This is a genomic window from Acetobacterium sp. UBA5834 (assembly GCF_002435675.1).
GTDB lineage: Bacteria > Bacillota > Clostridia > Eubacteriales > Eubacteriaceae > Acetobacterium > Acetobacterium wieringae.
Map to the genome: position 1 here is coordinate 41598 of NZ_DJGY01000012.1, position 21628 is coordinate 63225.

Here is a 21628-nt window from a genome sequence, read left to right on the forward strand (position 1 = left end):
CATGGAAAATGAAAATGTCAAGATGTAAGAGCCGATCGGGCTGTTTGCGAAATAAGTGCCCCCAGGGGGACTATACCAACAGCACGGCCATAAGTGCATTTTTATCGGGTGTCCCCAAAGGCCTGTTTATAGCCCGGGGATCAGGTCAAAAATTGCAGTGGTATTTACAAATAGGGACTGTCATTTTTGTTTGATTATTGTTATGATAAGGTTAAGATCGATTTTAAGGATAAAAGCGCCGGTATACGGATACAATCAGAAAATGGCAATGCTAACGTTTAATAATTGTCGGATGTGTCAGAAAGAAATCAATGAATAACGTGAGTGTTGATTTTGAACAAATTACTGTTGCCGATAAAATGAAAACGATTGACAAATAAAAATGGGTCATAGAAGAAGACCGAGATGGTGTCAGATGAAATTAAAATATAAAACAATTATAATCGCCCTTTGCAGTGCTGCAGTGCTTCTGGGGGTAACCTACGGAATTTTTTATTGGGTTTTTTACGGCTATGTTGATGATGCCCAGCAAAATCAGATGGATAAGGATTTTGAAATGGTTGAGGCGATTATTGACAACGAAAAAGAAAACTTTAATAGCATTTTGAAGGATTGGGCCTATTGGGATGATACCTATAATTTTATCAATGATCATAATCCGGATTATGTGACCGTCAATCTGAATGATGAGACCATGGAAAACCTGAGTTTAAACATGATGCTCTTTGTCAACCAAAGCGGTGTGGTGGTTGGCGCTGACGATTTTGACCTGACCGCAGAACAGACAGCGGCGTTGATCGAAAAAATAACCCAGAATAACTTTTATACCGGGCTGCCGACTGATGAAGCGGATGTCACAACGCGTCTGATGATGCTGGAGGGACAGCCTTATTTAATCGCCTCCGGGCGGGTTAACAATTCCAATCATAATGCGGTCAGTAATGGTAGTCTGGTGATGGTCAGAACAGTTGATGACGAAATGATAGCGTACATTGAATCCTTAACTGGCGTCAATGTGGAATTTAGAGAAGTAGGAGCAGCCGCCACCATTCTCGAAAACCAAATTATCAAGAGAGAATTCGATGGCAAGCCCTATCTTACTGCCAGTCGGCTCCTTCCGGATGGCAGTGGCGAAGAAAATCTTGTCATGACGATTTCCCGGATGGAAGAAAACTATAGCTTTGTCAAGCACCAATTTAATCTCTTTATGGTCAGTTTTATTGTCTTATTGTTACTGGTGCTGGGGATTGATTATTTAATCGTGAATCGCTATTTTCTTAAAAGAATCGAAAAACTGATCGCTTTTACCAAAGAAGTGGGGATAAAACGGGATACCTCCCTATCGATCAGTATGGAAGGGCAGGATGAGCTTAAAACCCTGGCGGTTTCCACCAATCAGATGCTTCAGGAAATTGATCAGGCGAATCAGCAGATTAAAATGATGGATGAACGCTATCGTCTGATCATGGAAGCTACCAATGACGGGTATCTGGATGTCTGGCTGCAAAAAAAAGAGGCCTATATCAGTCCCGAATGGAAACAGTTAATCGGCTATCGGGGAAAAGACGGCCGTCAGCTTTATGAGGATTATTTTTTGAAAATACATGGGGATTGCAAAAACCGGCTGGAAAGCAGCTTTATGGATATGCTCAGTGGTAAGGTAGACTACTTTGAGGGAGAATACCGGGTAATGTCGGAACATTATGGCATGATCTGGGTTTCCCATCGGGGCAAGGTGGTTCAGCGTGATCAGAATAATGAGCCGATTCGTTTTATCAGTACCCTTTCGGATATCACCAGAAGAAAGATCAATGAGGAAGAAATTCTCTTTTTGAGTTATTCAGATCCCCTGACCCGGCTTAAAAACCGGGCTTATATGAAAAAGCAGTTTGAAGTCCTCAGTCAGCAAAAGGAGATCCACTATTTTATTATCATGTGTGATATCAATGGTCTCAAGCTAACCAACGATGCCTTTGGCCATCAGGAGGGGGATCAGGTCATGGTGGCGGTAAGCAATGTGCTGCGGCGGATGTGTCGGCCCACTGATTTTATTTCCCGTTGGCCTGGCGATGAGTTTGTCATTTTACTCAAAAACATTGACCAGGAAGGGGTCTGTCAGCTGATCCGGGATATTAGCGGTGAAATTGATAAAATCCGGGATTTCCACTTAAATATTAGTGTGGCCATGGGTTATGCAGAAAGCAATGCCGATTTGAAAAGGCCGGAAGATGTGTTGAATCTGGCTGAAAATCGGATGTATCGTAATAAGCTGATGGAAAGCAGCAGTTCCCGGAATGCCACGATCCGGTCTCTGGCCCGGACCCTCCATGAAAAGAGCACCGAAACCGAAGCCCATACCATGCGGATTACCCAGTTGAGCAAGGCCCTGGGCAGTCGTCTGAATCTCCGCAAGGATCAGCTGGACGAGCTGGAACTGTTATCGCTGCTCCATGATATTGGTAAAATCGGGATCCCGGAATATATTCTGGATAAACCGGCCAAACTTAGTGCGGATGAGTGGGAAATCATTAAAACCCATCCGGAAATCGGCTATCGGATTGCCAAGTCAACTCCGGCACTGGAACATATTGCCGAGGATATTCTGGCCCACCATGAAAAATATGACGGCAGCGGCTATCCCAATGGGTTAAAAGGCCAAACGATTCCCTACCTGGGTCGTATCATCAACGTGATTGATTCCTTTGATGTCATGACCCACAGCCGCAGTTATAAAAAGGCTAATGATCTGTCCTACGCCATCAGTGAGCTAAAAGGTTGTTCTGGCACTCAGTTTGACCCGGAAATCGTCAGAGTCTTTCTTAACATGATCGCCGATGAAGGTTTGCCGGTACAACTGGAAATCTCAGTTGTAAGCAATAATCAGGAAAATTGAAATAATTACCTAACAATTGTTAATTTAAGGAGGAATCAATTATGACAGAGATCATTCAATTAGGGGCCATGGCGCCAGATTTTGCGTTAGCGGATCAAAATGGTGAGCTGGTCACCCTGAGTCAGTTTAAAGGGAAAAAGGTGCTCTTGTCCTGGCATCCCCTGGCCTGGACCTCGGTATGCACTGACCAGATGCGTGCTCTGGATCGCAATGCCGATCGTTTTGCCGAAAAGAACACCGTGGTATTGGGTCTCAGTGTTGATCCCCAGCCATGCAAATCAGTATGGGCCCGGGCCTTATGTCTAAAACAGCTCAAGATCCTCTCGGATTTTAATCCCCTGGGGGCGGTTGCCCGGTCCTATGGGATCTTCAGCACCGAACATGGCGCTTCCAAACGGGCCAATATCCTGATCAATGAAGTGGGGATGGTGATCTGGGTTAAAAAATATGAAATCCGAACCTTGCCGGATGTGGAAGAAGTATTGGGAAAACTGTAATAAACCAGTCGCTTTTGATACAGCGTTGCCCCAGTCCCCTGGATCAAGAAACTGTTTGGTAAAGTTTTCAGCCGGTCAATACCCTGGGCAACCAGGGTGTTTTTTGAATTGTTTCGGGTATAAAAACAAGCAGATTTGAAATGAAGGGATGAATATATGAGCAGAAAGAAAATCATCGTCATCGGAGCTGGGGTCAGTGGCCTTGCCAGCGCCCTGCGGTTGTTAAATGAGGGCTTTGAAGTTGAGCTATATGAGAAAAATGACCAGGTCGGAGGACGGATGGGCGTTATTTCCGGAGACGGTTTTACCTTTGATCTGGGCCCGACCATTTTGATGATGCCCCAGATCTATAACGAAGTCTTTAGTGTTTGTGGCCGGAACCCGGCCGATTATCTCCAGATGGAACGGCTGGACCCCATTTACAAGGTATATTTTGACGATGGCACCACCCATGAGGCGTCTTCAGAACTAAGCAGCTTGATTAAAACCCTGGAGTCGGTGGGTGAAGCAGAAACCCAGGGTTATCTGGCCTATCTGGCCGATGTCTATCAACGCTACCTGGTGGCCAAGGAACATTTTATTGAGCGTTCGTTCCGCAGCGCCAGTGATTTTTATAATCCGAAAACCCTATTGGCGGGGCTACGGCTGCGCACCTTTGACAATGCCTTTGACTCGGTCGGGAAGTTTGTCAAGGATCAAAAACTCAAGGAGCTGCTGAGCTTTCAGACCCTTTACATTGGCATCTCACCCTTTAATGGGCCTTCGATTTATACGATTATTCCAATGATCGAACTGACCTATGGTGTCTGGTTTTTAAAAGGGGGAATGCGGGCCATGGCTCTGGCGATGGAAAAACTGTTTTTGGAAATGGGCGGTAAGCTGGTTCTTAATGCCCCGGTAGAGCGGATTAATTGTGATGGCAACCGGGTTCGCAGCATCACTGTTGCGGGCCAGGAGCAAACCGCTGATGCGGTAGTCTGTTCAGCGGATTTTCCCTATGCCATGAAAGCCCTGCTACCGGACAATTTCAAGCACAAAAAATATCAACCTGACAAGGTCGAGGCGCTGGACTATTCTTGTTCAGCCTACATGCTCTATCTGGGTCTTGACAAGCGGGATTTTCCCGGCCTCAACGTTCACAATCTGGTTTTTTCACAGAATTTTAAAGGCAATCTTGACGATATCTTTGCTGGACGTTTTCCGGCGGACCCGTCCATCTATGTTTATGCGCCAGCGTTGCTGGATGAGAGCCTGGCTCCTCCGGGGCAACTGGGCCTTTATGTCCTGGTGCCAGTACCCAATTTAAAAGATGGCCCACTGGACTGGAACGATCAGCAGGTCGTGGCTGGCTACCGTCAACAGGCCATGGATAAAATTCGCCAGATCAAGCCGCTGGCTGATTTTGAAGCCCATATTATTTTTGAAAAAAACTATACCCCCCTTGATTTCCGGGATGACTTCAATGCTCTGTTTGGAGCGACCTTTGGGCTGCGGCCAACCCTTTTGCAGAGCAATTACTGGCGGCCCCAGCCCAAGGCGATGAAGTATCAAAACCTGTATTTTACCGGTTCCAGCGCCCATCCCGGGGCGGGTGTGCCGATTGTATTGACCTCGGCCAAGATTACCGTGGCCGAAGTGGTGAGGGATTTAAAATGATCGAAGATGCGATTCAAAAGGATTTAAACTGGTGCGAAACCCTGATTCAAAAGAATTCCAGCAGTTTTTACCGGGCTTTCCGCAAATTGCAGAAAGAACAGGCCCAGGCAGTCTTTGCCATTTATGCCTTCTGCCGGATTGCCGATGACGCCATTGATGTCGATAACAATCCGGAGGTGGTTAAAGCGATGGCGGTAAAGCTGGCAGCATTTGAGGCCGGAGTAACCCCTGATGAACCGATGTGGCGGGCATTGCGCTGGGCCTTTGACCATTTTCCGCTAAAGATCCGACCTTTTCAGGAAATGCTGATTGGTCAGCTTCAGGATGTTGAATTTAAACAGCCGGAGACCTTTAATCATCTGCTTGACTATTGCTACCTGGTGGCGGGTACAGTAGGTTTAATGCTTTGTCCGCTGTTGGCGGAGCCGGTAACCATGGAAGCAGAGGCCTTGTCGGTGGAACTGGGGATTGCCATGCAGCTGACCAATATTTTGCGTGATGTGGGCACCGACTATCGCTTGCAGCGAATTTATCTGCCCGAGGATTTAATGAGCGCCTGGGGCGTTAGTCCCGAGGATTTGGCTGGACCGGAGCCAAGCTCGGAGTTGATCCAGCTATGGGAGTACCTTGCCACTGAAGCGGAAAGCCGCTATCAAAAAATCACAACAAATCTGGCGGTGTTTGATAAAAAAGCCCGGTTGCCAGTGTTATTGTCGTTACTTTATTACAGTAAAATTTTAAAACGGTGTCGGCAAGCCCGGTATCACTTATTGGATCGGCGGATTTATGTGCCCAAATGGGAAAAGGCCTTGCTCTATATTTCGGCCAACAAACAGCTGACATCTTTTGGGCAATAAGTGACAGAGAAGGGAGGCATAAAATGGAAAATATCTGGAATAATATTCTGGGAATCGTCGTTTCGTTTATCTATGTGTTTGGTGTGATTTTTCTGGCAAAATTTTTGGAGCGCTTCGGCAAGGAAGCCAGCCGCAAGGCGGTTCATATTCTGGTTTGTAACTGGTGGCTGCTGGCGATGGTCTTTTTTGACAGCCCCTTTTGGGCAGCGGTGGTACCGGCTTGTTTTGTGATCCTGAATTATCTGTCCTATCGTTTTCAGATCTTTTCGTCAATGGAACGGGGGGGCGGAAAGGGTGATTTGGGTACGGTCTACTATGCCATTTCACTATTGCTGCTGGCCCTGATTACCTTTGGGCCGCTTAATAACCCGGTGGTTGGCGGCGTGGGGATTCTGATTATGGGTTACGGCGATGGTCTGGCTGCCGTGGTGGGAACCCGGTGGCCGAAACGGCCATATCAAATCTTCGGATCAGAAAAAACTTTGTCGGGCAGTCTGACCATGCTGGGGGCTTCGTTTCTGGTGACGACACTCCTGCTGGCAGCAACTGGCCAGCCTCAGGTGCTGATCCCAGCCATTACCCTGGCGCTACTGGCAACCCTGCTGGAAGCCGCAACCCCCCTGGGCCTCGATAATCTGACCGTGCCTCTGGTCAGTGCTGGAACTTATTATTTTTTGTTTGTCTGATTGGAGGTGCAAAGTGGAAAATTTAACAAACTATAGTCTGGCAGCTCAGACCGGATCGCCCCTGGAACACGTGGTATATATTTTTTTGTCACTGGCGGTTTCTGTTTTTGCCTTAAGGCGCAATGCCTTAACCGTATCGGCGGCACTGGGAGCCTTTTTTCTGGCCGTGGCCCTGTATCTGGCCGGAGGGCCGCTGTTTTTTATCCTTTTGATGGTATTTTTTTTCAGCTCCACCTTTTTATCGCATTTCAAAGCCAGCTTGAAAGATCCCATTGAGGTTCGGATGCATGCCAAGTCCGGCCCCCGGGATCTGGTTCAGGTCGGAGCCAATGGTGGGGCCGCACTGATTATGGCGATTCCCTTTGCCTTATCGCAAAACCCCGCCTATCTGGTGGCAGTGGCGGCGTCCTTTGCGGCCTGCAATGCCGATACCTGGGCCTCGGAAATCGGAATTCTCAGTAAGAAGGCCCCGGTTTCGCTACTTACCTTAAAACCGGTCAGCCCCGGACTTTCCGGGGGGGTCAGTCCGCTGGGTTTTTTAGCGTCGCTGGGTGGGTCGGTTGTGGTGGCCCTGACCTATGGTCTTTACCAGTTGGCGGCTGGCAACAGCGGGGTGCTTTTATGGATGCAAATCCTGATGATTACCTTTGGTGGGCTGTTGGGATCAGTTCTGGATAGCTTTATGGGCGCTGCTTTCCAGGCCAAATATATCAGCCATGAAACCGGTGAGCTGACCGAAAAACCGGTGGATAATAATAAACCCAATCAGCTTTATAGCGGGCTGGCCTTTGTCAACAATGACTTTGTTAATTTTGCCAGTTCATTGCTGGCCGCCAGCCTGGTGTTGCTTTTTGTCCAGCTGCAGTAAAGGCCGGGATGGGGAAATCGTTTTGAGGAAAGGAAAAGATTGATGATTAAGCAGGCTTATTTTCAGGGAAAAAACAAAAAACGCCGCTATTTTGAAGGCTGGTATTTTAAATGTATCAGCGCCGATCGCAAACATGCCATTGCCATTATTCCGGGAATGGCCATCGATCCCCAGGGGAACCGGCAGGCTTTTATCCAGGTCATCAATGCTGTCACCGGAAAAACCTGGTATCATCATTTTCCCTATCCCGAGTTCAATGCCAAAACGGATCGGTTTGATGTGGAAATTGAGAATAATAGTTTTAACGCCCAGGGGTTATCGCTAAATGTCGGAACGGCGGAAGGCAGTATCAAAGGGCGGTTGACCTTTCACAATAGCCATCCCTTTCCCAAGGGTTTAAGGCACCCGGGGATCATGGGGCCCTTTGGTATACTGCCCTTTATGGAATGCTACCACGCTATTATCCATTTATATCATGAAATAAAGGGTGATATTGAGCTGGATGGCGAGATTCTCGATTTTAATGGTGGGGTCGGTTATATTGAAAAAGATTATGGTCGATCTTTTCCCAAAACCTATCTCTGGCTTCAGGCCAGTCATTTTGATGGGGGAAATGCATCATTTGTCTTTTCACGGGCGAATATTCCTTTTTTAGGGATGGCGTTTCCCGGTTTCTTTGCTTACTTCACTGATTTTAACGGGATTACCCGGCGTTTTGCTACCTATAATTTTTCCCGGCTGGAGAAATGGGAAGTTGATACCACAAAGGGAACCTGCGCTGGGGAACTTGAAGGTCCGAATGGGGCCCTCGCTTTTAAAGCGCAGATGGCCAGTGGCGGTCGGCTGCGGGCACCGGTGGATGGACTGATGGATCGCGAGATTGTCGAGAGTATTACGGCCAAGGTTTGGCTGCGTTTAACAAACAATCAGGGCGATGTCATCTTTGAGAGCATCAGCAGCGATGCGGGGATGGAGATCTGTCTGGAGGAAGGGGTTGCAGTGAAGCAAGAATCCGAATAAATAAAACCCATTGTCAGGCAGAATCATTTATTGAAGTTGCCAAAAAGGTGTTTTATTGGGGATTGCAAGTATGATATAATAAGCCAAATTAAATAATCATTTTCAGGTGCCCCTCGGGGAGAATAGGAAAATAAGTGAGAAGCTTATACGGGCCCGCCGCTGTAAATTGGGAATTTCTGTCAAGATGCCACTGTTTAAAAAATGGGAAGGCGACAGAGGTGATGATCATGAGTCAGAAGACCTGCCGGAGAATTAGATGATGAGAGATGTGGAAAGTCTACGCTTTGTTGGCGTAGCTTTTTTTTGTTTAAAAAGGGTTTGATAGGTTTTGTAAACAGTGACCAGAGAATAAAAAATAAGAGAGGGACGTATTGAAAGCAGTGGTATTGGAAAAACCGGGGGAATTGGTGATAAAAGATAAGGACATGCCGGTCTGCGGTGATGGCGAGATGCTTGTTAAGGTCAGAGCCTGCAATATTTGCCGAACTGATTTAAAATGTGCCACCATGGGCCAACGGGATCTGGTTTATCCCCGGGTTTTGGGACATGAAATTGCCGGTGAGATCATTGCCCGAGGCAAAAAAGTTATTGGTCATCAGGTGGGCCAACGGGTGCACGTTCATCCGGGGATTTCCTGTGGGGTCTGTGATTATTGTAAAAGTGGTCAGGATAATCTCTGTGATCAGATTAAGATTTTGGGCTTTAATTTTGATGGCGGTTTTCAGGAAGTGATCAGAATTGATAAGCAGGCGATCAAATCCAAGATTGTCAATCTGATTCGGAATGATGATCTGGCTTATGAAGAAATATCGTTTATTGAACCACTGGCCTGTTGTGTCAACATTCAGGATCGCCTTCAGTTGAACCGGAAAGCGGCGCTGGTCATTATCGGTGGCGGCCGTTTGGGCCTGCTTAACCTGTTTGTGGCGAAAGCGGAAGGAATCCAAAATATGATCCTGATCGAAGCCAATGAAGAGCGTCGTGACCGTGGCAAAGCCTTGGGATTTGATGCCGTTTTTAGCGGCGATGAGCCAGATCTGCTCGATCAGTTAAAGAGTTGCAGCAATGGTCATGGAGTCGACGGAGTAATCCCCTGCTGTCCAGGGCCAGAGGCCTTTGATCTGGCCCTGGAAATCCTCAGAAAACAGGGAACGTTCGGTTATTTCAGTGGACTAAGCCGCAATGAAGACTTCCAACTGGACATCAACCGGATTCACTACAAGGAAATTACCGTAGTCGGATCTTATGGCTGCAGTGTTAAGCATAGTCAAAAGGCCAAAACCCTGCTTGAATCAAGAAAAATTGATGTCCGGCCACTTATTTCTCATCGGGTCAAACTGGAAGAACTGGAACGGGGAATGGACTATATTAGAAACAGCGATGGTTATTCAACCATTGTGGTGATGAAGTGATGGCCGTCTGTCAAAGTGAGATCGAAGCAGTAGTGAATTAATAAATAAGAAAGAAAAATTAAAGGAGCAATTAAATGGAAAAAACAATCAGCATGAAAGATTATGGTCAGGTGATTACCCAGCTGATCAATAAGGAAAACCTGTCAAAAGATGATTCCAAAGAAATGTTCATGGAAATATTAAGTGATAAGCAAACAGCCATGCAACAGGGCGCTTTTTTAGCGGCCCTCAGTGCGAAAGGGGCAACCCCGGCAGAAGTGGCCGGAAGTTTTGAAGCGATTTATGAAGTGGATACCTTTAAGGTGGAACCGGTCACTGAGTTTCCGATTGTGGATAACTGCGGCACCGGGATGGATAGTTTTAAAACCTTCAATATCAGCACCGTGGCATCGATTATTGCCGCCGCCGGAATCCCCATGGCTAAACACGGTTCCCGGGCCTTGACCTCGGTCTGTGGTACCATCGATGTGCTGGAAGCCCTGGGTATCGATATGGATTCTAATGTCGATCTGGTTAAAGAAAGCATCGAAAAGGCCGGGATTGGTATTTTTAATGGGATGAGCCCGGAGGTTCATCCGGTAGCTTTGGGGCGGGTTTTATCGCAAATTTCATTTGGCAGTGTGCTGAATATTTCGGCATCGCTGGCAAACCCGGCGCTGCCGCAATATGGGGTCAGAGGGGTCTACTCCAAAGAAATGCTGGATTTTGTGCCCCAGATCATGGCGGAGATCGGTTATAAACGGGCCATTGTGGTTTTTGGCGAGGTTGGCGACCAGGCCATTGATGAGGCTTCAACCCTCGGTACTACCCATATTGCTGAGCTGAAAGAAGATGGTAGTGTGGAAAAATATACATTTAATCCACAAGATATGTTGATAACTCCTGGAATTGTGGATGAAATCCGCACCTTTAATTCGGTTGAAGAATCGGCGCTATGTATTGTCCGATTGTTAAAAGGCAAAGAAACCAAGACCCGGGAAGATATTGTTGCCTTAAATGCCGGACTGATTCTGTATTTACGGGACAAGGCGCCCAGTATTCGGGAAGGTTATGAAATGGCCCTGGAACTGATTCATAATGGGGCGGCCTGGGAAAAACTCAAGACCTGGGTCAACTATCAGAATCGTGATGGTGTTAAGGGCCTGAAGATTTTGTCAGCGCTTGAAAAAAAGGTTCAGGGTTAGGCAGCGTTGATGATTCTTTATGCGTTAAAAGCGGCCGAAGGTTATCTGAAAATGGCTGAAAATGGCGGATTTACCCTGGTTGGCATCAACAAGGCCAGCGTTTATCCGGAGAACGGACTAAATCAATTGATCGCCACAAAAAATGACCTGGGTGATGAACTGACCGAGCTTCGGATTGTCAAGTTGACCCTGGAGGAAACTGATTTTTTTGCTTGAATGGTCGCTAAATCAGTAAAGTTATATTTACGGATTTCGATATCAATGGTATGATAAAAACAGAATAAATGGGTGACACCATAAAATTAAAAGAACCTTTTTCTTCGAAAAAGGTTCTTTTAATATCTGAAAAATTTCTGGAACGTTGACCCTTGCTGAAGTTATCCAGGGATATCGATTGTGGATAACTTTTAACCGGGTGTCCGGCTGATGGGGAAAAATGGCTTATTTATCCACATTATACCGGATTTCCCGGGATAATGTGGATAAGTTGTGTGAATAAGGTTAAATTATCGATAAGATTGGGAAAGAAGGGGGAAAAGGATGCATAAATTTGAAAATTGTCTGGTAGTGGGAATCTCTTCCCGGGCGCTTTTTGATCTGGAGGAAGAAAATCGGATCTTTGATGAAGCAGGGGTGGACGCGTACACAAAATATCAGATTGAACATGAAAACGATATTTTAAAGCCGGGAACCGGTTTTGCTCTGATTAAGGCACTGCTGAAGCTTAATGAGATCGGTTCGGAAGAGCGAAAAACCGAAATCATCGTGATGTCCCGCAATAATGCCGATAGTAGTCTGCGGATTTTTAACTCAATCAGGCATTACCAATTGGATATCACCCGGGCGGCACTGGTTAGCGGGGCCATGCTGGCGCCCTATCTGGAAGCCTTTAATACCGATCTTTTTCTTTCCGCCAATGAGGAGGATGTTCAGGAAGCCATTAATGCTGGAGTCGCTGCGGGGATTATTTATACCCAACACTTGACCTATGAAGAAATAAAAGAAATCGATCAGATCCGGATCGCCTTTGATGGCGATGCGGTGCTTTTCTCGGATGAGTCCGAGCGGATCTATAAAAGCCAGGGCATTGAGGCCTTTCAGGCCAATGAAACCAAAAATGCCCGCAAACCTCTGCCCGAAGGGCCCTTTGCCCGATTTTTAAAAACCCTGTCAGCGATTCAGAAAGCCTTTGATAAAAACCGGGCTCCCATCCGCACCGCCTTGGTCACCGCCAGAAATGCGCCAGCTCACGAGCGGGTGATCCGGACCCTACGGGCCTGGGATGTGCGGATCGATGAAGCCTTTTTCCTCGGCGGTATGAGCAAACAGGAAGTGCTCAAGGCCTTTGGAGCCCATATCTATTTTGATGACCAGGCCATCCACACCGATGCGACGGCGGAATTTGTCCCCTCTGCCCGGGTACCGTATAAGAATAATGAGGAATAGGAATAATAAAATGGAACCATTAGTTAACGCCAAGTTATATGAAAACATCCGGATCACTGTCGCCGAGGCCCAGAAAAAAGTTTACGCCACGGTGAATTTTGTCATGGTCGAAACCTATTGGAATATTGGCAGGCAGATTTATGAAGCCCAGGGAGAAAATGACCGGGCGGAGTATGGCACCGGATTGTTAAAAGAATTGTCGGTAAAGCTGACAGCTGAGTTTGGTAAAGGGTTTGAAGCATCAAACCTCAGAAGGATGAGGCAGTTTTATTTGGTGTTTCAGAAACGTGACGCACTGCGCCACGAATTAAGCTGGACCCATTATCGAATGCTGTTGAAGGTCGAAAATGAAAAGGCCCGGGAGTTTTATCTGGATGAATGTGCAAAATCCGGTTGGAGCACCAGACAATTGGAACGCCAAATCAATTCCTTCTACTATGAGCGGCTTCTTTCCAGCCAGGATCAGGATAGGGTCCGAAAGGAAATTCAAAGACTTGAACCGGGCGTGGGCACGAAAGATATTATCAGAGATCCTTATGTTCTTGAATTTCTGGGACTTGAACAAACCTCAAATCTTTACGAAAAAGATTTGGAACAAGGATTAATCAATCACTTACAAAAATTTCTGCTGGAACTGGGACGGGGGTTTTCCTTTGTCGCCCGACAAAAACGCATTTCTTTTGATGGTGAGCATTACTATATTGATCTGGTCTTCTATAATTATATATTAAAGTGCTTTGTGATTATCGACTTAAAAGTTGGTAAACTCACCCATCAGGATATTGGTCAGATGCAGATGTACGTTAATTATTACACCAGAGAGATGAGAAACGAAGGCGATAATCTTCCCATCGGCATTATCTTGTGTGCAGATAAAAGTGAGTCAGTTGTTAAGTATACACTGCCGGAAAATAATAATCAGATTTTCACCTCAAAATACAAGCTGTATATGCCCACCGAGGAAGAATTGAAACAGGAACTGGAGAAAGAACAGCAGTTGCTGGAAATTGAAAAGAACTTATAAATAATCAAGAAAAGAATAGGTACAATTGATGAAGTTTGAAGTAACCGGAAAATTAACCAGACAAATTGATGAGATGCGGTATCTGACCGTGGAAAACGCCTGGCGATATCGCAGTATTCTGCGCTATTTTTACATCCAATACGAAAAAATGAAGTATTGGTTATATAAGGAAGACGTTTATGAGGCTTTGAAGGAAAACGAGGAATTTAAAGAATATACTATGGAAATGTGTAAGCAGGATCTGGATGCTTTGCTGTTATGGAAAAACCTATCAGCGATTCAGGATACTGCCAAGGTTTCCACCGTGGAGGAATTCAAGAATAAGCAGTTTCGCTATCAGCTTTCCGAATACAGTGTGGAAATTGAACGACTGACAATTCGGCTGGAAAATCTCTTTGTAGAAACCGCATCGCTGGAACCGACCCTGCTGGAACGGCTCCGGGAAGAGCTCAAAAAACTGTCCCAGATGGCAAAACAGGGTGAAAAGGAAGTGGGGAGCTGGTGGAGCAGTCTCAACAGTGATTTTAAACGACTCAACCAGAACTATCAGGATTATATCCGCGATCTCTATTCCATCAAAGCTGAGGAAATGATGAAAACCCGGGAGTTTATGATATTTAAGGATAAATTTATCGAATATCTGCGGGATTTTGTCAAAGGTTTGCAAAACCATGCCAACGCCATTGAGCACATCTTAAAGAACCTGGCGTTAGAAGATATTGATGCGGTGCTTGAAAAAGCCATCGCCTATGAGGTGTCAATTCCCAGAATTGATGCCGAGCTTGACGAAGTGGGAATTAAAGAGAATATTTATGGACGTTGGGACAGCCTCAATGCCTGGTTTTTGGGATCGAAGGGCAATGAGAGTGAGGCGGCCAAACTGATGGATATCACCAATGATATTATCAGAAAGATCACCCGCTATGCCGCCCAAATTTCGGAAAGCCGAAACAGTGCCATTAACCGCAAGGAAGAATACCGTAAACTGGCAGAACTATTTGATCAGTGTCGGGATATCAAAGAAGCCCATAAGTTATCCAGCTTAGCCTTTGGCATTTTTAATATGAAGCACATCAAGTCTGACCATTTCAGGGAGACTGAGAGCATCAACAGTCATGTCTTTGAAGAAACACCCGGAACCACGATGTTAAAGCCCCGGGTTCGGGGGTATCAGGAGAAAGCTGAGCGAAGGCCCATTTGCAGCAATAAAGACAAAAAAGAAGCGATGATGAAGCGGATCCAATTGGAACGACAGATCGAGGAAAAGACCATGGGAAATTATGTGATCGACCATTGCATCGACTTTGCGACGCTGCCGGTGATTGAACAGCACGTCCGAACGACGCTGTTGAAATGGCTGAGCAAGGGAATTTCCGGAGCCGATAAAAAAGGCAAAACCGAGGATGGTCGGTTTTATCAGGTGGAACTGCCAATTGAGCGAAATCAACGCTGTGTTTTGCGGTGTGAGGATGGCAATTTGGAAATGCCAGCCTATATAATCCGTTTTTTGGATAGTAAAGAAGAGGTTTGATAGATGAAAGAGCTGGAACTACTGCTGGATCACTACTGGGTGGTAAAAGATGATGATAAGGATGTGTTTTATCGGGTGAAGGACAGCATTCCCGAATTTAAAAGCTTTCTCAATGAGAAACTGGGCTATGGAATTATCATCAATCAGTATTTGATCAAGCTGGAAAAAATCCCCGGTTCCGCCGAGAGTTTTATGGGCATTCAGGAATTCAGCCATCCTATGGAATATGTGCTGTTATGTCTGCTTTTGATGTTTCTGGAAGACCGTTCCCGGGATGAACAGTTTGTCCTCTCAGAAATTACCGAATTCATCGCCGGAAATAATATCGGAAAAGAGAAAATCGACTGGACCCAGTACAGTCACCGCAAGCATTTTATCAAGGTATTACGTTTTGCCCAGACCCTGGGATTGATGAAGGTCAATGATGGTGATGATCAGAAATTTGCTTATCATGACGATGCCGAGGTTTTATATGAAAGCACTGGTTTATCCCGGTATTTTGTCCGTCATTTTACTGCAGATATTATGGATTTTGCCAATTATCTGGATATGGAAAATGCCGAATGGGGGGATCTGAATGCCGATCGGGGTGTCATCCGACGGCAGCGGGTTTACCGCAAGCTGTTGATGGAACCGGTGGTTTACTCCCAGGGGACGGAGGATGTGGATTATGACTATATTAAAAAACAACGGGGTCTGATGGAAGCGGATTTTTCAAAATATCTGGAATATTCTCTCCATGTCCATAAGAACGGCGCCATGCTGGTGGTACCGGCCGAAAAAAATATCCAGGATGGCTTTCCGAATACTAAAGCGATTTGCGATATCACCCTGCTGTTAGTCGCTCAGATTCGGGAGTCGCTTTCCGAAAAAAAGCTGCAGATCAATCCGGCTGGCGGTATAACGCTGTCCCGGGTGGCCTTTGATGAGCAGGTAGCGGTGTTAAAAGAAAAAACGGGAAACAATTGGAGCAAGGAATTCCGGGAAATGTCACCAGTCGGACTGGCTGAAAAACTGGTGGCCTATCTGGAAGAATTCAAAATGTTACGGCAGCTTTATGACGGCCGGGAAATCGAGATCCTGCCGCTGGCGGGAAAACTCATGGGGAGTTATCCAGAAGCGGTGACAAAAGGAAGTGGGGAGAATTAAGATGCAGGACAATCGATGGGTAATGAACCGGGCTGGTTTGGTTAACTTCTGGTATTATGATGAAGAAACCTTTGATTTTCCCCAGGGGCGGCTACTATTGCGGGGCTCTAATGGCTCGGGAAAATCAGTGACAATGCAGAGCTTTATTCCGCTGCTGCTGGATGGTAATAAAAGTCCGGAGCGGCTGGATCCCTTTGGTTCAAAGGCTCGAAAAATTGAGAACTACATTCTGGGGGATGATGAAAATGGAAAGGATGAATCCATCGGCTATCTTTTTATGGAATTTAAAAAGAAGCACTCCAACAATACTGTCACGATTGGAATGGGGTTTAAGGCAAACCGGGGAAAGCCCCTAAAATCCTGGGGTTTTTCCATTACTGATGGCCGTCGGATTGGTGAAGATTTCTTTTTATATAAACAAATGGGTGAGAAGATACCGCTGACCATGAAAGAGCTGGAAAACCGGATCGGAGCCGGTGGCCAGGTGGTGGAGGGTCAAAAAAACTATATGAAGCTGGTGAACGATCTGGTTTTTGGATTTGATGATCTGGACGAATATGATGAGCTGGTAAAATTACTGGTTCAGCTCCGCAGTCCCAAGCTATCCAAGGACTTCAAACCAACAGTGATCTATGAGATCATGGAAAATTCACTACAGCCGCTGTCAGAGGACGATCTCCGACCAATGTCCGAGGCCATTGAAAACATGGATAACATCAAAAGTCGTCTGGAAGTTTTAAAGGAATGCAAGAGCGCCGCCGATCGGATCCGCCAGGCCTTTGACCGCTATAATCATTTTATTGTGCTGGATAAGGCCAGACAGTTTCATGACCAGCACCTTCGTTTGGAACAGGAAAAGAATCTAAAACTTAAAAAAACCCGAGAGATCAATCAGGCGGGAAAAGCAATTACCAGTCTGCAAGAAAAAATCAGCAGTCTGAAAATTTTGCTTCAGACCCAGCAGGAAAAAAAGCTGGAACTAGAAAACCATGACAGCGTGAAAATCCGGGAAAAGATCATTCAAACTGAAAAAGAAGTCGAGGAACTGGTCATACAGCGGTCTGAAAAGGATAAGCAACACGAAACAAAAAGGCAGCAGGAGCGGGATCTGGACAATCAGGTAGCCAGTTGCCGACAGGAAATTGAAGCCGGAGAAAGCAGCATCATCAATCAGCTGGCAGAGATGGATGGTTTGGCAGAAGCCTTTGCCTTTGATGAACATGATTTCATGCGGGACGAAGTCAAAAAAGATATCACCGAGCCTTTTGATTTCGACTATGTTACGACCACCTTGAAAAATCATACCCAGACCATCAGTCGGGCGGTTAAAGCGCTGGAAAAGGAAAAACAGATGTCGGAAGTGTATGACAAACTGTTGATGGAGCTGGATGAACTCAAAAAAGAATTGGGTGCGAAAGAACGCCTGCTGGAACAGGCGAACCGCCAGTTAACAGAAATTCAGGATGAATGTCTGGAAAAGCTGTATCAATACAATCAGAATAATCAGGAATATATTATTTCAGCCGATGGTTTAACGCAGCTCTCCCGGGAAATTCGGCAATTTGGCCCGGAAAGCAATTTTAACGACATCGCCCAGATTTTTCAAAAAGAGCTGATTGGTCTAGAACAGGTAAAACGGAATCAGCTCTACCAGGAACAATCCGAATGGGCAAAAATAGACCAGCAAAAAACCGAGAAAGAAGCCGAAATTGATGTCTGGAAAAAGATGAAAGACCCGGAACCCTTCCGCACAGAAAAAGTAAAGAACAACCGAAAAAAACTGGTGGAGTTGGGGATTCCTCATCTGCCGTTGTACAAGGCGCTGGATTATGTGAAAGGGGTGGACAGTTCGACCCAGGCGGCCATTGAAGAAGCTTTAGCCGATATGGGAATCCTGGATGCTCTGATCATCCCCACGGCTTATCGCGAAAAACTGGCATCAATACCGGAGCTGACCGGGGATAAGTACCTTTATCCAGCCCCCCAGTTTATGGTACACAGCATCAATCAATATCTGAAGGTGGAGCCGTCACTTACCGAGATTGCGCCGGAAGAGGTGGCAAACGTATTGACCAGTATTCTCATTGATGAAAACCATCATACCCACTTAGATGAAAAGGGTCATTATCGTTTGGGAATTTTAAGAGGAAGGGCCAGTGGTCTGGAAACACCCAAATTCATTGGTTCCTCGGCTAGAAAAAAGTATCGTGAAGAAATTCAGAAGACGCTGGAAGCGGAATTGGCAGCCATTATGGTTCGTCTGGCAGCAAGCAGTGAAGCGCTGGCTAAAATTAATCAGGAAATTGAAACCTTGAAGCGGGAGTTTTCCGAAGGTCTCCATCCGGAGGATCTGGTTACGGCGGCTAAGGTGGTTAAACAGGCTGTTTTTGACTACGAGATGGCTTTAAAAACAGCGGAAAAGAAGACCGCTGAAGAAAAAATCTTGTTTGATGCGGTGAAAAAAATAAAGCAAGAGGTTTTCGAGATCACCCGTAGAATCACCCTGCCTTTGAATCTGGAAGCCTATGGCGAAGCCGAAGCTTCGGCTTTGGCCTATCGTGATGAGCTTCATGGTCTGGAAAAGCAAAAGCTGCAATTAAATTATAGTCTCGACAGCTTAAGGGTGGCAGAAAATCGGTATCAGGAAGTTTTGCAGGAAATTGATGATGTGCTGTATGAGATCAATGGCATCAACACTCGGCGGGCTACCATGGAAATGATGCTGACGAATCTTAATGAGCAATTAAAACTCACCGATTATGAGGCCATTAAGTCCGAACTTGAACAATGTCTGACAGCATTAAAGGAACTCCCAATCGAAAAAGAAGACGCCGCTATCCAGCTGGAAAGAGAAAAAATGGGCGTTAAGCATATGACCAGGGAGCTTTGCGATCTGGAGCAGGTACTTAGACAGCATGAGCAAATCGACTTAATTATGGAAGCGGCCTTTAAAGAAGAGCTTGATCTGGGCTATGTGGTCAAATCGCCGGAAGGCGATCTGTTTGGGATCGCCGTGAAGATGCTTAATAAAAATCCGGTTGCCGACAAACAAAGCAAAGAGCAGGCTACTCGCAAAATCGTGGAAAATTTAAATATCAATAGCCAATACCTCCGGGATTATTCGCTGAACAGTCAATATATTTTTGAAAAAGAATGGTATGACGAAGAAGAGGAGGCGGTAAAAAAAGCCCATGAGATCAGAAGTCGGCTGAACATCACGGCGAAAGTCGCCGGGATGGTGGTCAATTTCTATGATTTATCTGAATATTTGAAAGATAGTCTGGAGGAAACTGAAAAGCTTCTGAAAGAAAGTGACCGGGAACTATTTGAAGACATTCTGGTTAAGAATATCAGCAAAAAAATCAGTGCCCGGATTTTCCACAGTGAAAAATGGGTCGATAACATGAATCAGCTGATGGAAAAAATGGACACCTCGATGGGGCTCAGTTTTAGCCTCAAATGGTCCAGTAAAAAAGCTGAAACGGAAGAACAGCTGGATACCAAAAAGCTGGTCAACCTCCTGAAAATGGATGGCAATCTGTTAAGGGCTGAAGATCTTAATGCCCTTTCTGAACATTTCCGATCAAAAATTGCCCTGGCTCGACGAGCCCTGGAAGAGAAGGAGGTCAATCTGACCTTCCATGCGATTATGAAGGATATTCTGGACTATCGAAAATGGTTTGAATTTAAACTGTTCTTTAAAAAAACCGGGCAGCTCAGTAAGGAACTGACCAATAACGGCTTCTTTAAATTTAGCGGTGGCGAAAAGGCAATGGCGATGTATGTGCCCTTATTTTCGGCGGTTAACGCCCGGTATGAGGCCGCCAGCAAAGAAAGTGCCCGGATTATTTCCCTTGATGAGGCCTTTGCCGGGGTCGATGAGCAAAATATCCGGGATATGTTCCGGCTCCTCAATGAACTGGATCTCAGCTATATCATCAATTCCCAAATCCTCTGGGGCGATTATGACACCGTTGATGCGCTGGCGATCAGTGAGTTGATCCGGCCGGATAACGCCGATTTTGTCACCGTGCTGCGTTATCACTGGAATGGTAAGGTGCGAAAACTGGTGATCGATGATGCTTCATGAGTTTGTCGCCTATTTGCAAGCCAACCCCGGTTATCACCGAATTATGAAACAGATCCGTGAAAAATACCAATCCCTTGGTCATCTGGGCGGCACCATCCGATTGGATAAAATAACCAGTGACGAACGGGAGGTGCTGAGAAGTCTGTTTAAAAAGAATTATCTTCAGAAGAGTGCTGCTTTTTCGGTGGAAAAATTTATCAGTGCTTTTGAAGAGACAAAATATCAAGGGGTAGATTTTGAAGAAGTGCTGACCTGCTATTTTGGTGAAAAGCTGAGCTGGAAAAAAGATTTAAGAAGCCAATATGCTGACGAAAGAAGCTGCTTTTTTCAGGAAATCATAGAAGCCTTTAATGAATCACCGGCGGCCTTATGGTTGGAAACTGTTTTGGCGAATAAAAATAATGCCTATGCACTGCTTAATTTAAAGTATAACGAAGATCCGGAGCATTTAAAGAGACTCCTGATACAGGTTGGCCAAGGCTTGAATCAGTGTGTGGTAGAACCGGAAAAGATTCGGCTGGCCCTCTTTGCTTCGCAAATCACCAAAGATCCTCATGCCTTTGATATGAATCGGGATAGTGGTCGCTTGCTGCTTTACGCCTTAGCAAGTTATTATCAACTTGATTATCCCAAAAATGCGCAAGCCCAGATGGAACTTTTATACCGGGCCGGTCTTATTTATGATGAGGTTTCCAATTATACCATTGGTCGAGGAATAAGGGCTTTTGTAGGGGATAAAATCCATTTGGGCTGGGTGGGTTTTGCTGAAGCTGGTGAACCACTGCATATTTCGCTGTGGAATATCAGCAAGATCGACCGGGTCAGCTGCTTCAAGAAGCGGATCTTTGTTTTTGAAAACCCGACCGTATTTAGTGAAATTGCCGGGATTCTGGAAGATCGACCCGGCTCGCTAATTTGTTCGACGGGTAACGTCAAGGTAGCTACCTTATTGCTGCTGGATAAAATTGTTCAAGGGGGCGGTGAGATTTATTACAGTGGTGATTTTGACCCGGAAGGGTTGCTTATTGCCGATAAGCTTAAAAAAAGATACGGTCCACAATTAATCTTATGGCATTTTACCCCGGAAGCTTATCAAAAGATCCAGTCAAGAAAGATGATCTCGGCAGCCCGCTTGAAAAAGCTGGACAGCATTGAATCACCGGAATTAAAAAAGCTGGCTGAAGTGATAAAAAAATCCGGTTACAGTGGTTATCAGGAAATGCTGGTGGATCAATATCGCAACGATATTGAAATACTTTGAGGTGTCGAAAAGAATGAATGCGTCAATTTATCAATCGGCTTCAAGTAAAAAAGA

General features: G+C 45.7%; 16 protein-coding genes and 1 riboswitch. All 16 genes read left to right on the forward strand.

The window, feature by feature from the left end; translation table 11 throughout:
• The first annotated feature begins 415 nt into the window (after positions 1 to 415).
• The 16 genes from B3F51_RS02690 to B3F51_RS02765 all read left to right on the forward strand — a co-directional run bounded on the left by B3F51_RS02690 (position 416) and on the right by B3F51_RS02765 (position 21574).
• Positions 416 to 2893 (forward strand): HD domain-containing phosphohydrolase, encoded by a 2478-nt coding sequence (locus B3F51_RS02690; RefSeq protein ID WP_187389175.1) that lies wholly within the window; start codon positions 416 to 418, stop codon positions 2891 to 2893.
• A 41-nt stretch (positions 2894 to 2934) separates the two neighbouring features.
• Positions 2935 to 3390 carry a redoxin domain-containing protein gene (locus B3F51_RS02695; RefSeq protein ID WP_148636849.1) on the forward strand — a complete coding sequence of 152 codons (456 nt, stop codon included), beginning with the start codon at positions 2935 to 2937 and terminating at the stop codon, positions 3388 to 3390.
• A 156-nt stretch (positions 3391 to 3546) separates the two neighbouring features.
• Positions 3547 to 5046, forward strand: a complete 1500-nt coding sequence (locus tag B3F51_RS02700) for a phytoene desaturase family protein (protein ID WP_286945331.1) — start codon at positions 3547 to 3549, stop codon at positions 5044 to 5046.
• Complete coding sequence (locus tag B3F51_RS02705; protein WP_286805388.1) at positions 5043 to 5903, forward strand: phytoene/squalene synthase family protein; 861 nt, start codon at positions 5043 to 5045, stop codon at positions 5901 to 5903. The genes B3F51_RS02700 and B3F51_RS02705 overlap by 4 nt, the downstream gene beginning before the upstream one ends.
• Positions 5904 to 5926: 23 nt before the next feature.
• Positions 5927 to 6589: a diacylglycerol/polyprenol kinase family protein gene (locus B3F51_RS02710; RefSeq protein WP_286945333.1), complete on the forward strand. Its 663-nt coding sequence runs from the start codon at positions 5927 to 5929 to the stop codon at positions 6587 to 6589.
• A gap of 13 nt (positions 6590 to 6602) precedes the next feature.
• Complete coding sequence (locus B3F51_RS02715) at positions 6603 to 7457, forward strand: DUF92 domain-containing protein (RefSeq protein WP_286945335.1); 855 nt, start codon at positions 6603 to 6605, stop codon at positions 7455 to 7457.
• Positions 7458 to 7499: 42 nt separating this feature from the next.
• Positions 7500 to 8477, forward strand: coding sequence for a tocopherol cyclase family protein (locus tag B3F51_RS02720; protein WP_070371677.1), 978 nt, complete (start codon positions 7500 to 7502; stop codon positions 8475 to 8477).
• Positions 8478 to 8564: 87 nt separating this feature from the next.
• A riboswitch (cobalamin riboswitch) is annotated at positions 8565 to 8740 on the forward strand.
• 117 nt (positions 8741 to 8857) lie between these two features.
• Positions 8858 to 9889 carry an alcohol dehydrogenase catalytic domain-containing protein gene (locus B3F51_RS02725; protein WP_286945425.1) on the forward strand — a complete coding sequence of 344 codons (1032 nt, stop codon included), beginning with the start codon at positions 8858 to 8860 and terminating at the stop codon, positions 9887 to 9889.
• 74 nt (positions 9890 to 9963) lie between these two features.
• Positions 9964 to 11073 (forward strand): anthranilate phosphoribosyltransferase, encoded by a 1110-nt coding sequence (gene trpD / locus B3F51_RS02730; protein ID WP_148636835.1) that lies wholly within the window; start codon positions 9964 to 9966, stop codon positions 11071 to 11073.
• Positions 11074 to 11082: 9 nt separating this feature from the next.
• Positions 11083 to 11289 (forward strand): hypothetical protein, encoded by a 207-nt coding sequence (locus B3F51_RS02735; RefSeq protein ID WP_070371674.1) that lies wholly within the window; start codon positions 11083 to 11085, stop codon positions 11287 to 11289.
• A 324-nt stretch (positions 11290 to 11613) separates the two neighbouring features.
• Positions 11614 to 12519 (forward strand): 5'-nucleotidase, encoded by a 906-nt coding sequence (locus B3F51_RS02740; RefSeq protein ID WP_148636833.1) that lies wholly within the window; start codon positions 11614 to 11616, stop codon positions 12517 to 12519.
• A gap of 10 nt (positions 12520 to 12529) precedes the next feature.
• Positions 12530 to 13543: a PDDEXK nuclease domain-containing protein gene (locus B3F51_RS02745; protein WP_148636831.1), complete on the forward strand. Its 1014-nt coding sequence runs from the start codon at positions 12530 to 12532 to the stop codon at positions 13541 to 13543.
• Between the two features lie 28 nt (positions 13544 to 13571).
• Positions 13572 to 15074 (forward strand): TIGR02677 family protein, encoded by a 1503-nt coding sequence (locus B3F51_RS02750; protein WP_148636829.1) that lies wholly within the window; start codon positions 13572 to 13574, stop codon positions 15072 to 15074.
• A gap of 3 nt (positions 15075 to 15077) precedes the next feature.
• Positions 15078 to 16223, forward strand: a complete 1146-nt coding sequence (locus B3F51_RS02755; RefSeq protein ID WP_286945339.1) for a TIGR02678 family protein — start codon at positions 15078 to 15080, stop codon at positions 16221 to 16223.
• 1 nt (position 16224) lies between these two features.
• A complete protein-coding gene (locus B3F51_RS02760; RefSeq protein WP_286945341.1) occupies positions 16225 to 20313 on the forward strand; it encodes a TIGR02680 family protein in 4089 nt (1362 codons plus the stop codon).
• On the forward strand, positions 20300 to 21574 hold the full coding sequence (locus B3F51_RS02765; RefSeq protein ID WP_286945342.1) for a TIGR02679 domain-containing protein: 1275 nt from the start codon (positions 20300 to 20302) through the stop codon (positions 21572 to 21574). Before B3F51_RS02760 ends, B3F51_RS02765 begins: the two co-directional genes overlap by 14 nt.
• The last annotated feature ends 54 nt before the right edge of the window (positions 21575 to 21628 follow it).

What these genes read in the sequence shown, in the direction of transcription:
- trpD (WP_148636835.1), top strand. Translation starts at nt 9,964, where the DNA reads ATGGAAAAAACAATCAGCATGAAAGATTATGGTCAGGTGATTACCCAG.
- B3F51_RS02745 (WP_148636831.1), top strand. Translation starts at nt 12,530, where the DNA reads ATGGAACCATTAGTTAACGCCAAGTTATATGAAAACATCCGGATCACT.
- B3F51_RS02710 (WP_286945333.1), top strand. Translation starts at nt 5,927, where the DNA reads ATGGAAAATATCTGGAATAATATTCTGGGAATCGTCGTTTCGTTTATC.
- B3F51_RS02755 (WP_286945339.1), top strand. Translation starts at nt 15,078, where the DNA reads ATGAAAGAGCTGGAACTACTGCTGGATCACTACTGGGTGGTAAAAGAT.
- B3F51_RS02765 (WP_286945342.1), top strand. Translation starts at nt 20,300, where the DNA reads ATGATGCTTCATGAGTTTGTCGCCTATTTGCAAGCCAACCCCGGTTAT.
- B3F51_RS02700 (WP_286945331.1), top strand. Translation starts at nt 3,547, where the DNA reads ATGAGCAGAAAGAAAATCATCGTCATCGGAGCTGGGGTCAGTGGCCTT.
- B3F51_RS02705 (WP_286805388.1), top strand. Translation starts at nt 5,043, where the DNA reads ATGATCGAAGATGCGATTCAAAAGGATTTAAACTGGTGCGAAACCCTG.
- B3F51_RS02760 (WP_286945341.1), top strand. Translation starts at nt 16,225, where the DNA reads ATGCAGGACAATCGATGGGTAATGAACCGGGCTGGTTTGGTTAACTTC.
- B3F51_RS02695 (WP_148636849.1), top strand. Translation starts at nt 2,935, where the DNA reads ATGACAGAGATCATTCAATTAGGGGCCATGGCGCCAGATTTTGCGTTA.
- B3F51_RS02720 (WP_070371677.1), top strand. Translation starts at nt 7,500, where the DNA reads ATGATTAAGCAGGCTTATTTTCAGGGAAAAAACAAAAAACGCCGCTAT.
- B3F51_RS02750 (WP_148636829.1), top strand. Translation starts at nt 13,572, where the DNA reads ATGAAGTTTGAAGTAACCGGAAAATTAACCAGACAAATTGATGAGATG.
- B3F51_RS02690 (WP_187389175.1), top strand. Translation starts at nt 416, where the DNA reads ATGAAATTAAAATATAAAACAATTATAATCGCCCTTTGCAGTGCTGCA.
- B3F51_RS02735 (WP_070371674.1), top strand. Translation starts at nt 11,083, where the DNA reads ATGATTCTTTATGCGTTAAAAGCGGCCGAAGGTTATCTGAAAATGGCT.
- B3F51_RS02740 (WP_148636833.1), top strand. Translation starts at nt 11,614, where the DNA reads ATGCATAAATTTGAAAATTGTCTGGTAGTGGGAATCTCTTCCCGGGCG.